The organism is Agromyces sp. Y575 (genome assembly GCF_059445445.1).
In genome coordinates this window covers 269,129-283,075 of record NZ_JCAIUI010000001.1, presented here as the reverse complement: position 1 = coordinate 283,075, position 13,947 = coordinate 269,129, and the positions used below count along the sequence as shown (strand labels likewise).

14 protein-coding genes are annotated in these 13,947 nt (G+C 66.0%); 10 read left to right on the top strand and 4 right to left on the bottom strand.

From position 1 onward, the window contains the following. Positions 1–3 precede the first annotated feature (3 nt). The 3 genes from pdhA to AC1C2U_RS01410 are packed head-to-tail and all read left to right on the top strand — an operon-like array spanning position 4 to position 3,517. Positions 4–1,137 (top strand): pyruvate dehydrogenase (acetyl-transferring) E1 component subunit alpha, encoded by a 1,134-nt coding sequence (pdhA, locus tag AC1C2U_RS01420; RefSeq protein ID WP_495359936.1) that lies wholly within the window; start codon positions 4–6, stop codon positions 1,135–1,137. After that, entirely contained in the window at positions 1,134–2,156 is a 1,023-nt protein-coding gene (locus tag AC1C2U_RS01415) for an alpha-ketoacid dehydrogenase subunit beta (protein WP_495359935.1), read from the top strand. The genes pdhA and AC1C2U_RS01415 overlap by 4 nt, the downstream gene beginning before the upstream one ends. Continuing rightward, positions 2,153–3,517, top strand: a complete 1,365-nt coding sequence (locus AC1C2U_RS01410) for a dihydrolipoamide acetyltransferase family protein (protein WP_495359934.1) — start codon at positions 2,153–2,155, stop codon at positions 3,515–3,517. Before AC1C2U_RS01415 ends, AC1C2U_RS01410 begins: the two co-directional genes overlap by 4 nt. A 37-nt stretch (positions 3,518–3,554) precedes the next feature. Here the strand turns inward: AC1C2U_RS01410 and AC1C2U_RS01405 are convergent, their stop codons facing one another. Beyond that, positions 3,555–4,067 (bottom strand): hypothetical protein, encoded by a 513-nt coding sequence (locus AC1C2U_RS01405; protein ID WP_495359933.1) that lies wholly within the window; start codon positions 4,065–4,067, stop codon positions 3,555–3,557. Between the two features lie 265 nt (positions 4,068–4,332). Here AC1C2U_RS01405 and AC1C2U_RS01400 point away from each other — a divergent pair, with 265 nt between their 5' ends. The 6 genes from AC1C2U_RS01400 to AC1C2U_RS01375 all read left to right on the top strand — a co-directional run bounded on the left by AC1C2U_RS01400 (position 4,333) and on the right by AC1C2U_RS01375 (position 9,201). Further along, complete coding sequence (locus tag AC1C2U_RS01400) at positions 4,333–5,118, top strand: metal-dependent hydrolase (protein WP_495359932.1); 786 nt, start codon at positions 4,333–4,335, stop codon at positions 5,116–5,118. A gap of 55 nt (positions 5,119–5,173) precedes the next feature. Further along, positions 5,174–5,308: a hypothetical protein gene (locus tag AC1C2U_RS01395; protein ID WP_495359931.1), complete on the top strand. Its 135-nt coding sequence runs from the start codon at positions 5,174–5,176 to the stop codon at positions 5,306–5,308. Between the two features lie 136 nt (positions 5,309–5,444). After that, positions 5,445–6,338 (top strand): ABC transporter substrate-binding protein, encoded by an 894-nt coding sequence (locus tag AC1C2U_RS01390; protein ID WP_495359930.1) that lies wholly within the window; start codon positions 5,445–5,447, stop codon positions 6,336–6,338. A 6-nt stretch (positions 6,339–6,344) separates the two neighbouring features. Next, positions 6,345–7,289 (top strand): amino acid ABC transporter permease, encoded by a 945-nt coding sequence (locus tag AC1C2U_RS01385; protein ID WP_495359929.1) that lies wholly within the window; start codon positions 6,345–6,347, stop codon positions 7,287–7,289. Further along, positions 7,286–8,092: an amino acid ABC transporter ATP-binding protein gene (locus AC1C2U_RS01380; protein WP_495359928.1), complete on the top strand. Its 807-nt coding sequence runs from the start codon at positions 7,286–7,288 to the stop codon at positions 8,090–8,092. The genes AC1C2U_RS01385 and AC1C2U_RS01380 overlap by 4 nt, the downstream gene beginning before the upstream one ends. Before the next feature lie 260 nt (positions 8,093–8,352). Next, positions 8,353–9,201, top strand: a complete 849-nt coding sequence (locus AC1C2U_RS01375; protein WP_495359927.1) for an ABC transporter substrate-binding protein — start codon at positions 8,353–8,355, stop codon at positions 9,199–9,201. Between the two features lie 13 nt (positions 9,202–9,214). Here AC1C2U_RS01375 and AC1C2U_RS01370 read toward each other — a convergent pair whose 3' ends face one another. Next, positions 9,215–10,720: a PucR family transcriptional regulator gene (locus AC1C2U_RS01370; RefSeq protein ID WP_495359926.1), complete on the bottom strand. Its 1,506-nt coding sequence runs from the start codon at positions 10,718–10,720 to the stop codon at positions 9,215–9,217. 275 nt (positions 10,721–10,995) lie between these two features. Here AC1C2U_RS01370 and AC1C2U_RS01365 point away from each other — a divergent pair, with 275 nt between their 5' ends. Beyond that, on the top strand, positions 10,996–12,201 hold the full coding sequence (locus tag AC1C2U_RS01365) for an alpha-hydroxy acid oxidase (protein WP_495359925.1): 1,206 nt from the start codon (positions 10,996–10,998) through the stop codon (positions 12,199–12,201). On the opposite strand, the gene AC1C2U_RS01360 is transcribed toward AC1C2U_RS01365, so the two are convergent. Together AC1C2U_RS01360 and AC1C2U_RS01355 are read right to left on the bottom strand one after the other, a co-directional pair. After that, complete coding sequence (locus AC1C2U_RS01360; protein ID WP_495359924.1) at positions 12,198–12,764, bottom strand: hypothetical protein; 567 nt, start codon at positions 12,762–12,764, stop codon at positions 12,198–12,200. The two genes, AC1C2U_RS01365 and AC1C2U_RS01360, sit on opposite strands and share 4 nt — an antisense overlap. Positions 12,765–12,796: 32 nt before the next feature. Next, on the bottom strand, positions 12,797–13,942 hold the full coding sequence (locus AC1C2U_RS01355) for a zinc-dependent alcohol dehydrogenase (RefSeq protein WP_495359923.1): 1,146 nt from the start codon (positions 13,940–13,942) through the stop codon (positions 12,797–12,799). Positions 13,943–13,947: the final 5 nt, after the last annotated feature.

Sequence of the window (13,947 nt, the reverse complement as noted above, 5' to 3'; positions counted from 1 at the left end):
GACATGACCCTCAACGTCGAGCGCGCATCCATTCGCACGGTGCCCTCTGAAAAGCCACTGCGACTGCTCGACAACGCCGGCCACGCGGTGTCGGGCGCTGCGACCGGAGGCTTCGGTCTCCCCGACGCAGAGACCCTGCTCGAGCTCTACCGAAAGATGGTCATCGCCCGACGCTTCGACGTGCAGGTCACCGCGCTCACCAAGCAGGGTCGTCTCGCGACCTATCCCTCGGCTTACGGTCAAGAGGCGTGTGAAATCGGCGCCGTCTCAGCCATCACGGCTGACGATTGGCTCTTCCCGACCTACCGCGACAGCATCGCGCTGCTCACCCGCGGCATCGAGCCGGGCGACATCCTCGCCTCGTTCCGCGGCGACTGGCACAACGGCTACGACCAGCACGCGCACCGCACCGCCGCGCAGGCGACTCCGCTCGCGACGCAGACGCTGCACGCTGTGGGCCTCTCGCACGCGGCGAGGCTCCGCCACGATCCGATCGTCGCCCTCACCTTCCTCGGCGACGGCGCCACGAGCGAGGGCGACGCGCACGAGGCCTTCAACTTCGCCGCGGTCTGGCAGACACCGACCGTCTTCGTCGTGCAGAACAACCAGTTCGCGATCAGCGTGCCCCTCGAGCGCCAGACGCGCGCCGCCACGCTCGCCGACAAGGCCGTCGGGTACGGCATGCCGGGGTATCACGTCGACGGCAACGACATCGCCGCGATGTACGCGGTGACCCGCGCGGCGGTCGAACGCGCGCGGAGCGGCGGCGGTCCGACCCTCATCGAAGGCGTCACCTACCGCATCGAGGCGCACACGAACTCCGACGACCCCACTCGCTACCGCACCGCCCGCGACGTCGAGCACTGGAAGCGCCGCGACCCCATCGAGCGACTCGAGAAATACCTCGTCTCAGAGGGCGCGCTCACCGAGGCGACGCGCACCGTGATCGCGGATGCCGCCGAGGAGCTCGCCGCACGCACCCGCGACGTCATGACGACCGAGGCCGAGCTCAATCCCCTCGAGCTCTTCGATCACGTCTACGGGCGCGAGCGCGCAGCGCTCCTCGAGCAGCGCGCCGCCCTCGAGGCCGAGATCTCCGCCGGTGCGTTCGCACAGCATGCAGGAGCCACGCGATGACCGCGACCGTGACGAGCGCCACGCCCGCCGAGGCATCCGCCCCGACGCAGCTCACCATGGCCGGGGCGCTGAACGCCGCCCTGCGCGACGCGATGGCGGCCGACGATCGCGTCGTCGTCTACGGCGAAGACGTCGGGCCGCTCGGCGGCGTGTTCCGCGTCACCGACGGCCTGCAAACCGAGTTCGGCGACGACCGCATCTGGGACTCCCCGCTCGCGGAGTCGGGCATCGTCGGCACCGCGATCGGCATGGCGATGTACGGCATGCGACCCGTGGTCGAGATGCAGTTCGATGCGTTCAGCTACCCCGCGTTCGAGCAGATGGTCTCGCACGTCGCGAAGATGCGGAACCGCACGAAAGGGCGCGTCACGCTTCCGATGGTCGTGCGCATCCCCTGCGCGGGGGCGATCGGCGGCGTCGAGCACCACTCCGACTCCTCTGAGTCGTACTGGACGTCGACTCCCGGCCTGACAGTCGTGATGCCGTCGAACCCCGCCGACGCGTATTCGATGCTGCGTGAGGCGATCGACAGTGACGACCCCGTCGTCTTCATGGAGCCGAAGAGCCGCTACTGGTCGAAGGCGCCGCTCGCCCTGCCCGTGACGACCGCGCCCATGGATCGCGCCGAGGTCGTGCGCGAAGGCACCGACGTCACCCTCATCGGCTACGGCCCCACCGTGCGCACCGCGCTCGAGGCCGCCGAGGCAGCGGCCGAAGAGGGCCTCTCGATCGAGGTCGTCGACCTGCGCAGCCTCTCCCCCTTCGACGACGCCACCGTCGGCGCTTCAGTGCGCAAGACCTCGCGAGCGGCTGTCATCCACGAGGCTGCACAGTTCGGCGGCTACGGCGCCGAGGTCGCCGCCCGCGTCACCGAACGCAACTTCCACCACCTCGCCGCGCCTGTGCTTCGCATCGCGGGATTCGACATTCCCTACCCTTCACCGAAACTCGAGGAGTACCACCTGCCGACCGCCGACCGCGTGCTCGCGGCCCTCGACAACTGGGAGTGGGACGCATGAGCCGCGACTTCATCCTGCCCGACCTCGGCGAGGGCCTCACCGAGGCCGAGATCGTCGCATGGCTCGTCGCGCCAGGCGATGAGGTGACGATCGACCAGGTCGTCGTCGAACTCGAGTCTGCGAAGTCCGTCGTGCAACTGCCGACACCGTTCGCCGGCGTCGTCGAGTCGCTCGGCGGCGAGGTCGGCGACGTGCTTCACGCAGGCACCGTGCTGATGAGGCTCGGCGGCGAGACTTCGCCGGCGGATGCCGCGGAGCCGGCCGAACCCGGCATCGTGACGAGCGAGACCGCGCTCGCCGAGGAGTCCGGCGCCGTATTGATCGGCTATGGCACGCGACAATCGACCATCACGAAGCGCGCCGCGTCGGCACCCACGCGCTTCGGCCGTCGCGGCAACGGATCGGCGGGGCCGCGTTCAGGCGGAGCCGCCCGACTCGACGCCGCACGCCGCTCCCCCGTGGTCTCACCGATCGTGCGTCGCCTCGCCCGTGAGCATGGCTTCGACGCCAGCCAACTTCTCGGATCGGGGCCGGAGCACCTGGTGATGCGGCGCGACGTGGAGTCGTTCATCGCCGAGCAAGGCGGACCGGCGGTCGAGCAGACTGCTGCGGCATCCATTGCCCCGTCGCTCGAAGCACCGCAGCCTGCGAGCACGACGACCGACCGCGACGGCGACCGCCGCGTGCCGCTCGACCGCATGGCGCGCGCCGCAGCCGCCCACTTCTCGCGCTCGCGCCGGGAGATCCCCGAAGCGACCGTCTGGCTCGACGTCGACGCGACCGGACTCCTCACTGCCCGCCGCCAATTGCAGGAGTCGACTGGTGAGCGGTTCGGCATCACGGCCCTCATCGCCCGCTTCGTCGTCGCGGGCCTCGCCAGGCATCCGTCTCTGAATGCGAGCTTCGACGCCGAGCGCGAAGAGCTCGTCTACCACTCGGCCGTGAACCTCGGGCTCGCCGCGCAGACCCCGCGCGGCCTCCTGGTACCGGTCGTGCACGGCGCCGAGCGGATGTCGCTGCGCACGTTGCGCGACGCCATCGTCGCTCGCACCGGCGAGGCCGCGACGGGTGTCTTCCCGCCGTCGGCGCTCACCGGCGGCACGTTCACGCTGAACAACTACGGCACCCTCGGTGTCGACGGTTCGGCCGCGATCATCAATCACCCCGAGGCGGCGATGCTCGGCGTCGGCCGGTTCATCGAACGCCCGTGGGTTGTCGACGGTGAGCTCGCCGTGCGTACCGTGACCGAACTGACCATCTCATTCGACCACCGCGTGTGCGATGGCGCGGAGGCGGCCGGCTTCCTCACCTTCGTGGCGGGGTGCATCGAACGCCCTGTCGCAGTTCTCGCGGAGCTCTAAGGCCCGAGCAGGTCTCCCAGCGCTGAACAGCTCCCGATCAGAAGAATTCGTCGGGCGTGCCTGCGGCGCGCTCGACGTCGCGCGTCTCCTGACCGGCGGCGGTCAGCTTGGCGACGGCGACGCGCAGGCCCGACTCCATCTGGGCCGCCCACGCGTCCGACTCACGGGCGCTCACCTCGGCTGCGCGTGCACGGGTATCGGCCGACTCGGCCGCATCTCGAGCGTCTTTCACCTGGCGGAGCGCGAGGGAGATGCCGTAGTACGCGACGACCATCGTGGCGATCGGAGCGGCGATGATCGCGAGGGCACTGATCGCGGGCCCCGTCGGGCTGAAGGCGATGAGCAGCGCGAACGCCAGGAAGAGCACCAAGATCGCTGCCAGCACGACGAGCATGAACCGGAGGTCGCTGCTCCACTTGCGTCGCTCGACCGAGTCCACGGGCGTGTGAGCGGCAGGCGGCACCCCATCGTCGGGCGCGGGCGCGAAGTTCGGCACCTCGTTAGCGCCGGTCTGCTCATCGATGGTCGGACGAGTGTACGCGTCGGACATCAGTTCTCCGCTCCCCTAGCATTCAGTCAACCTCCCAATTGTGGGTCGCGAGGCGCGACGGGTCAAGGCGCCGCGCGGCGCTGACCTCGCGCAGCCGTGTCACCCGTGCACGATACGGTCGAACGGCCCGGGCGCAGCCATTCGAGTGACGGTGTGCTGATGTTCTCCGGGCGTCGACCGCCGCACTTCCAGCACGCAGTCGGAGTTCACACGACTCACCGAAGCGGATGTCGCACGCCCGCAGAAGAAGGAGCACGCCACCGAGATGATGGGCGTCAACCATGCCACGAGCGGCGCCGCCGCCTGGATCGCCGCGACCGGAGCCATGCCGTACTTGACGAGCGGCGCGTACCCGCTCGATCCGGTCGGCGTCGTCGCCGGATCCTTCGTCTGCGCCGGCGCGGCGCTGCTGCCCGATGCCGATCACCACAGCGCGACCATCGCGCAGTCGGTGCCGATTCTCGGCCGGCTCGCCGCAGGCGCCGTCGGATCGATCTCAGGCGGTCATCGCCACGGTGCGCACTCGCTGATCGCAGCGGCGATCGTCGGCATCGGCGCATGGGCACTGACCTTCCTGACACTCACGACCGAGCGATTCGGCACCTTCTCCGTCGGCACCGTGATCGGCGCCGCAGCGCTCATGTGCTTCGCAGTCAAGGCGCGCGGCCTGGTCGGATCGTGGCTGACGGCGTGGGCCCTCGGGGCGGCGTTCGGAATGCTCCTCGTGCTGTTGGCTCCGAGCAGCATCGGCTGGTTCCCGCTCGCCGTCGTGGTGGGGTTCGTCGCCCACCTCGCCGGAGACCTCCTCACCACCGGTGGTCTGCCCGGGCTCCTCTGGCCGATCAAGCCGAAGCCACCCAAGCTGCTGCGAAAGGCGCCGGTCATCAGCAGCATCTGGCGCCCGAACGGCTACATCGCGCTGCCCGTGCTCGGCGACACGGGATCGCCGCGAGAGATGGCGTTCGGATCGATGCTCGCCCTGTACGTGTTCGTCGGGGTGACGCACGAGGCGCTCCTCTGGTGCGGCATCGACCTCCTCACCCTGCTCTGATTCGGGCTCGCCGACCACAGTTGCTCGCGTCGCCCGAGCTTGTGATCGTCGCGGAATGGACCATGCGCCGGTGCTCACCCCGCTGCTGGGCTCAGGCGCGGATGCCGAGCCACTCGCGCGCCGCGACCACGAGCGCCTCGACGCCGGTCGACTCGGCCCTCCAGCGGCGCGGACTCGGGAGCCGGCCTGAGGCGAGCCGAGGCGACTTTGTTGGAGGGTCCAAGGTCGATGGGCGCCCTCTGTACGAGCACCCATAGTGTACGAATGAGATGGCTCCTAGGCTCAACTCACTGCCTCTCACCTCAACTGCCGACAAAGGACGTTCTATGCGTGCCCGATTCCTGATCCCTGTACTTGCGGCGATCGCCGCTCTCGCCTTGACTGGCTGTGTCGACAACTCCGCGACGAGCGGAGGCAAGTCGCAAGACGACGCCGAGCCTGCCACCATCACCACAGATGATGCCGCAGCTGCACTGCTCCCAGAAGACGTTGCGACGGCCGGTGTTCTCGTTATCGGCACGAGCCCGAACTACCCGCCGAATGAGTTCAAGGATGAAGCCGGCGAGCCGATCGGTTGGGGCATCGAAGTTGCGGCCGGCATCGCGGCCAAGCTGGGACTCGAGCCGAGCTTTGAGATCGCGAACTTCGAGAACATCATTCCGGGCATCGTCGGCGGCACGATCGACTTGGGCGAGTCGTCGTTCACCGACACTCCGGTGCGGCAGGAGCAGATCGACTTCGTGAACTACTACAGCTCCGGCACCCAGTGGGCATCTGCGGCGGGCGAAACGGTAGATCCAGATGACGCGTGCGGGCTGACGGTCGCGGTTCAGGCGACGACGAAACAAGACGTCGTCGAGCTGCCAGCCAAGAGCGACGCCTGCGTTGCCGCAGGCAAGGAGCCGATCATCAAGTTGCCGTTCGACACGCAGGACAGTGCGATGAATGCGGTTGTGCTCGGTCAGGCTGACGCCGTCACCGGGGCAGCGCCGGTCATTCTGTACGGCATCGAGAAGACCGGCGACGAGTTGCAAACGGCTGGAACGATGGCCGAGACCACCTTCTACGGCCTTGGTGTCGCCAAGGACTCAAAACTGGTGAAGGCCGTGCAGGCCGCGCTGCAGTCGATGATCGACGACGGATCGTACGCGGCGATCCTCGAGGGCTGGGGCGTTGGTGACGGTGGCATCGACGAGGCCACGATCAACGCGGGCATCTAGGTCGCCATGAGTGCACCTGCCATCAAAGCGGTTCGGCTGCGGCATCCGTGGCGCGCGGTATTCGCCATCGTTCTGCTCGCCATCATTGTCTTGTTCCTCATCGATGCTGCCGGGCGCACGGCCTACGACTGGCCGACCGTCGCGCAGTATCTCTTCGATCGGCGAATCTCGCAGGCGGCGTTCGTCACCGTCCAGCTGACCGTGTACTCGATGGCGCTCGGCATCGTCATCGGACTCGTCGTCGCCGTCATGTTCCTCTCACCCAACCCCGTGGTCAAGGGTGTCGCGTGGGCGTATCTGTGGATCTTCCGAGGCACACCGGTCTATGTGCAGCTGGTGTTCTGGGGGCTGTTCGCCACCATCTACCAGACCATCGACATCGGCATCCCGTTCACAGAGCCGTGGGCGCAGTTCAGCACCCAAGCATTGTTCAGCGCGTTCTTTCTCGCCGTCATCGGCCTCGGCCTGAACGAAGGCGCCTACATGGCCGAGATCGTGCGGGCCGGCATTCTCTCCGTCGACAAGGGCCAAGCGGAGGCTGCGACCGCGCTCGGCATGAGTTGGGGGCAGACGATGCGCAAGATCGTCATCCCGCAGGCGATGCGCGTCATCATTCCGCCAACCGGCAACAGCGTCATCGGCATGCTCAAGACGACCTCGCTCGTGACAGCGGTGCCGTTCACGCTCGACCTCTATACCCGCACCCGAGACATTTCGGCCGAGACGTTCAACCCGATCCCGCTGCTGCTCGTCGCATCGATCTGGTACCTGTTCTTCACGTCGATCCTCATGATCGGCCAGCACTTCCTCGAGAAGCGCTTCGCCCGCGGCGTCGGCGAGATGCGACCGGATCGACCAGCCGCACCGACCGGGGCCATTCCCGAGATCGACGGCGGACTCGCGAACGCCGCGGCGACCACGACCTCAAGAGATTCGGGCACCCACTCATGACAGAGACATCCGCACTCACGGTAACCCCGGTGGGGGCATCCGAACCGCCGATGGTTCTGGCGGAACACGTCTCGAAGAGCTTCGGCTCGAACGAGGTTCTCACTGACATTTCGCTGACGGTGAGCCGCGGCGAGGTCATGTGCCTGGTTGGGCCGTCCGGTTCCGGCAAGTCCACTTTTCTGCGCTGCATCAATCACCTCGAGGTCGTCTCGGCTGGTCGATTGAGTGTCGACGGTGAGCTGATCGGCTACCGAGAGGGCAGCGGAAAGCTCTACGAGCTGGCACCGAAGGATGCCGCCAGGCAACGTCGCGACATCGGCATGGTGTTTCAGCGATTCAACCTCTTTCCGCACATGACCGCGCTCGAGAACGTCATGGTGGCACCGCGAACGGTCAAGGGGCGCGCCAAGGCGAAGTCCGAGGCGCACGCCCATGAGTTGTTGGATCGAGTTGGGCTCGCGGCGCGATCCGGCTACTATCCGGCGCACCTCTCCGGTGGCCAGCAGCAACGCGTCGCAATTGCTCGAGCCCTCGCGATGGAACCGAAGCTGATGCTCTTCGATGAGCCGACAAGTGCGCTCGACCCCGAGTTGGTCGGTGAGGTGCTCGAGGTCATGAAGGGGCTCGCCCGCGACGGCATGACGATGATCGTGGTCACGCACGAGATGGGCTTTGCGCGCGAGGTCGCGGATTCGCTCGTCTTCATGGATAGAGGAGTGGTGGTCGAATCCGGCGACCCGACACAAGTGCTCACGAACCCGCAGCGCCAACGTACCAAGGACTTTCTCGCCAAGGTCCTCTGACCGCACACGTGCATCGAACGGGCTCCAGCAAGACACCTTGGCAATTCTTCACAAGCCTGCGCTTCTGCGCTCGGACGATGCTCCATAGAGCGTCGGCGACAGGGCTCCTAGGCTCAACCGTGTTGTACCCCGCTCACCTGCTTCGCCGATGAATCAGTGACAACTGGCATCGGCTGAAGTCCACAGCAGCCGTAACCAAAAGATGAGGACCCCCAATGCGCACCAGACTCGCCCTTCCCGCACTCGCCGCTGCCGCAGCCTTGCTGCTCACCGGTTGTGTCGACAACTCCGCAGCAGACCCCAAGGCCGATGACTCCGAGACCATCGATGCCACGGTCAACGCCGAAGCGGTGGCTCTGCTTCCGAAAGACGTTGCCGAGTCGGGCAAACTCGTGATTGCGACGAGCCCCAACTATCCGCCGAACGAATTCAAGGACGAGTCCGGAACCCCTGTCGGCTGGAGCATCGAGCTCACCGAGGCGCTCGCTGCCACCCTCGGTCTCGAGCCTTCCGTCACGATCTCTCGCTTCGAGACCATCATTCCCGGCATTGTCGGCGGCCAGATCAACGTGGGCAATTCATCCTTCACCGACAACCCGGAGCGTGAAAAGCAGGTCGACTTCGTCAACTACTTCACGGCCGGGGTTCAGTGGGGTTCTCGCACAGGTGAAGACGTCGACCCGGCGGATGCCTGTGGCCTCAAGGTCGCTGTTCAGGCCACGACCTTCCAAGACACGGACGAGGTTCCCGACAAGAGCGCAGCGTGCGTCGCAGCAGGTAAGGCTCCGATCGAGAAGCTGCCATTCGACACTCAGGATGCCGCGGTCAACGCCGTCGTCCTCGGCCAGGCCGATGCCTTCAGCGCCGATTCGCCAGTCTCCCTGTACGCCATCTCGAAACTGGCGGGCAAACTACAGCTCGCGGGCGAAACCTTCGATGTGTCGCCGTATGGCTTTGCTGTGATGAAGGATTCCGGCATGGCCGAGGCGGTTCAGGCCGCGCTCCAGGGAATGGTTGATGACGGCTCGTACGCCGCCATCCTCGACGACTGGGGGGTTGCGTCCGGTGGTCTCGACGAAATCACGATCAACGCCGCAACGGCCGGATAGCGCGAACCGTTGGCTACAGCTGATTCGCGCTCAGCTGTAGCCACACCAGCAGCCTCGTCTCGGGCGAGCTGAGGTTGACGCCGAACAGCGGTTCCACGCGCGACAGCCGGTATCGCACCGTGTTCGAATGCAGACCGAGCTTCGCCGCCGTTTCGATCGCGTTCGAGTTGCAGTCGAGAAACGTGCGAATGGTCGCCTCGTACGCGGTATGGCGGCGCGCATCGTGCTCGGCGATGCGCGCCGCAAAGTCGCCGGGCAGCTGACCGGACTCCCGCAGCGCCGTAACAATGTGGCGCAGCTGGAGGCGAGCGCCGAACGATTGCGAGTCGGCCACAATCTCATCTGAATCGGCGCTGACGCGCCCGTCGTCGACATCCTGCAACAACATCGCGAGCACTGACTCTGCGTCGATGCGTGACTCAACCGCGCCGATGATCGCCTTCCGGCTGCCCATTCCCGCCAGAACTGAGCGGCCAATGGCGCGACGAGCGTGGTGCGCGATGCGCAGCACGGCAGCACGCTGAAAGAGCAAGGACGAGGTGGGACCGTGCGGCAACACCATATAGATGATGTTGTCGGCTACGCCGCAGATGGCGCCGGGCAGCCATACCGCGCAGGCGGTGCGCACTGTGTCGAAGAGCTGCATGCTCAAGCGCACGGTCTCGAGGGCGCTGCCAGAGGCCCCGCTCACCGAAATCGCCACTACCTGCACCTCATCCGAGGCAATGCCGAGCTGAAGGGCTGCGAGCTCTGCCCGATCGCGTTCGAAGAGCAGAGGGTTCACGAGCTCGATCGTGCGTGTCCGCTCGGCATCGTGATGCGTGCGCCGGTGCAGGAGATGCAACGCGGCCACATTCGCCGCCTCGAGCAGGACACGATTGGTGTCCTCGTCGGCCGCATCGGCAGCGTCGATCAGCCAGAGTGAACCGAGAACGACATCGCCCGCGCGAATGGCGACGGCAACACGCGTCAAAGAGTTCTCTTCTGGTGCAACGCTCACCACCCGTGGCGCGGCGTGCACGCGACGGTAGTCCTGGTCGTTCTGGGCTGAGTGCGGAACGTGCAGGCGAAGAATGGATGCCCGCCTGGTGTCGTCAATCGGCTGCTCCGGCAGCGTGGAATAGGCAAGCACCGTCTGGTCCGGATCGGAGATCGCGACCGCACCACCGGCCAGCGAGGCGACGACGTTCGCCAGCTCGAAGAGATCGCCCGGCCGAATATCTACAAGCGAATGGCTCGATTCTCCTTGCGGGACAATGGCGGCGCGGAAGAAGTCGGCGAGCTGATCCCACGGAATATCGTCTGCGGCCCTGAACGCGGCAACGCCGGTGGCCCGGGCGGATTCGCGAAGCGTGGCATCCGCACCGCCGTATGACTTGTAGACGACCGCCGCGTAGCCGGCATCCGCGAGCCGCTCGAAGTGCGCCCTGAGCTCCGACTCGACTAGCGTCGTGCCGACGAGCAGTGCGAGCGCGCCGGGAAATCGCTTGGACGGTGCACAGAAATCGCGGATCGTCACTCCCGTGACGCGAGGCGGCTCTTCGGCCGGCGTTTCAACCAGCGCCGCGACTTCAGAACCGACGGCCCTGGCGACCTCAACGACGGTGGGAAGGCCCTCAGGGAGCAGACCTTGGTATCTCATTACAGTCTCGCACTCCCGACTTCGTCATGGCATCCATAGTTTGCGGCCGAATCAGATTCTAGGCTGACGGACGGCGCGTGAGGATCGCGTTGTGAGTGGCAGAGGGGTGTTCCGTGAGACCAAGCGATGTACGGCAGCTAGTGCAGCTCAAGATGCCGGTGCTCAGGCGCCAGGACCGCGTCGTGAGGGACTGCTTTAGCGTGGCCGAATATCGTTCAGCAGCGAAGCGGATGCTGCCTGCCGGTATCTTCGACTACCTCGAGGGTGGCGCAGAAGACGAGGCGACGATGCGCCACAACCGGGAGGTCTTCGACCGTTGGGGTCTCATTCCTTCGTGGGGGCCCGTTGTCGATCTGGACACCTCGACAACGATTCTGGGGCGTGCTTCAGCGCTGCCTCTCACGCTCACACCCACGGGCGCAACCAGACTGTTCCAACGCGAGGGTGAGTCCGCCGTGGCGCGAGCCGCGACCACCGCCGGTATCCCGTACGGACTCGCTGGATTGAGCACGGTGTCGATGGAGCAGATAGAGCGCGAACAGCCGGACCTCGACCGGTGGTTCAACGTCAGCCTGTCGCCCGACAAAGGGGCGATGCAGGACAAACTCGATCGCTGTGCGGCCGCCGGATACCGGGCGATCGTGGTCACCCTCGACACCCGCGCACTCGGCTCACGCGAGCGTGATCTCCGCAATGGATTCACGGCGCCGCCCTCTCTCACCGTCGCCTCGATGTACGGAATCGCCACCCGCCCAACGTGGTGGATGAACTTTCTGCGTGCTGAAGGCATCCGCTTCCCCAACCTCAATGATTCGGCCTCGCTCGCCACGCCGTCGATGTGGGAGCAGATCCTCGGACACTCCGAGGCGAGTCAGGGGTGGGATGACGTTGCAGCCCTGCGTGAGGCGTGGTCGGGCAAGATCGTGCTCAAGGGCATGGTGAATCCGGCCGACGTGGTCAGGGCGGAGAGCATTGGCATCGATGCCGTGCAACTGAGCAACCACGGCGGGCGACAGCTCGATCACATGGTGAGCCCGATGGACGTCATTCAAGAGACGCGTCAGCGGCTTGGCGACTCAATCGAGATCTACGTCGACTCGGGAATCAGACGCGGCAGTGACATGGTGAAGGCCATCGCGCTCGGCGCCGACGCCTGTTCCATCGGCCGCCCGTATCTTTATGGGCTGGCTGCGGCAGGCACCGCCGGCGTGGTCGGCGTCATCGCCATCCTCGCCGAAGAGCTTCGCAGAACGATGACACTTGTTGGCGTCTCGTCGATCGCGCAACTCAAGGAGCGCGGCCCCGACATCGTGCGCGAGCTGCGTGCGCCGGCTGGTCGGTCTACTACTGCCGGTTAACGAGGCCGCAGTGCCCTTCGCACACCTCGCACGAGAACTACCGCGGTGAGGACCCAGGGGCCGGCGATGAGGATCGGGTCCAACCAGGTGTGCTTCAGGTCCACCCTTCCGCGCCCGAACCGTGATGCGAGCGGCCGTCGGCCGCGTTCACCGAGCACACCCGTCTGGGTGATGGGGTTGTCCGGCCGCGCAGACGCGAAGGATTTCAGGTGTGCGGTCACGGCATCGACTCGGTCGGCGAGGATGAGCAGGAGCCAGTGCGCGGACTGTCCTTCGCTGTACGCCTCGTACGCCCGTCGACGTAGTGCGCCCGCGAGTCCTTTCAGCGGCTGTGCGGTACCGAAGACAGGCGTGAGACGCAGGTGCTCCACCGATTTTTCGCGCCGACCGGAATTGGCTTGTTGCTCGGGCAGATCCCAGTGGGCGCCTGTGTGGATTCCCGGCTGTTCGCGCGGGAATGCGGGACGCTCAGAAGGGTCGAGGTCCGCGCCCCAGCCGGGAATGCGTGCGCGGAGCTCCTCGGCGGTGGGCATGGTTCCTGGCTTTTCAGACGTGTACGGCATGATTGTCCTTCGAAGTGATGGAAGTTCGCAGCTCAGGGTGTCGGCGTGACGACCGTCTTGATGCAGTCGTCGAGCTTCGACGAGAACATGTGGTAACCCTCGGCGATCTCATCCAGAGGGATGCGGTGGGTGATCATTTCGCTCGGCGAGATGACGCCGTTGCGGATGTGCTCCCATAGGCGTGGCCATTGTCGTTTCACGGGAGCCTGATTCGTGCGAATGGTGAGGCCTTTGTTCACGGCATCACCCCACTTGATCGCGCTGAACAGCGGGCCGTAGGCCCCCAGCACCGAGACGGTTCCGCCCTTACGGACCGCGTCGATCGCCCAGTTGAGCGCCACCGGCGAGCCGCCCTGCAGCTTCAGCTTGGCGGAAGTCACGTGCTGCAGCACGTGGCCGTCCGCCTCGGCCCCGACCGCATCGATCGCGACGTCCGCGCCCAGGCCGTATGTCAGGTCCTTCAGCTCGCGCACGATATCGTTCACCTGCCCGAAGTTCACCGTCTCTGCGAATGCGAAGGTCTTCGCCTTCTCCAGCCGGTAGTCGAGGTAGTCGACGACGATCACGCGACCGGCGCCCATGAGCCAGCATGAACGCGCCGCCGCGAGACCGACGGGTCCAGCCCCGAACACCACCGCCGTATCGCCCGCCACGATGTCGGCAAGTTGCGCACCGAAGTACCCCGTGGAGAACGCGTCGGTCAGCATCAGGGCATCTTCGACCCCGATGTCAGCCGGAATGACCGAAGGGCCGACGTCCGCGTACGGCACCCGGACCAGCTCGGCCTGACCGCCGTCGTACCCTCCGGCGGTGTGCGAGTACCCGTAGATGCCGCCGACCGCAGTGGCATTGGCGTTGACGTTGTGACAGTTGGAGAACAACCCGCGTGCGCAGAAGAAGCACGAGCCGCAGTAGATGTTGAACGGAACCATGACGCGGTCGCCGACCTGGACGTTCTGCACCGACGAGCCGACCTGCTCGATCGTGCCCACGAACTCATGGCCGAAGGTATGCCCGACCCGAGTGTCCGGCATCATGCCGTGATACAGATGGAGATCTGATCCGCAGATCGCCGCCAGCTCGACCCGCACGATCGCATCGTTGGGATGCTCCAATCTCGGATCCGCCTTCTCTTCGACACGAATCTTGTACGGTCCTCGATAGACCATGGCTTTCATATCGC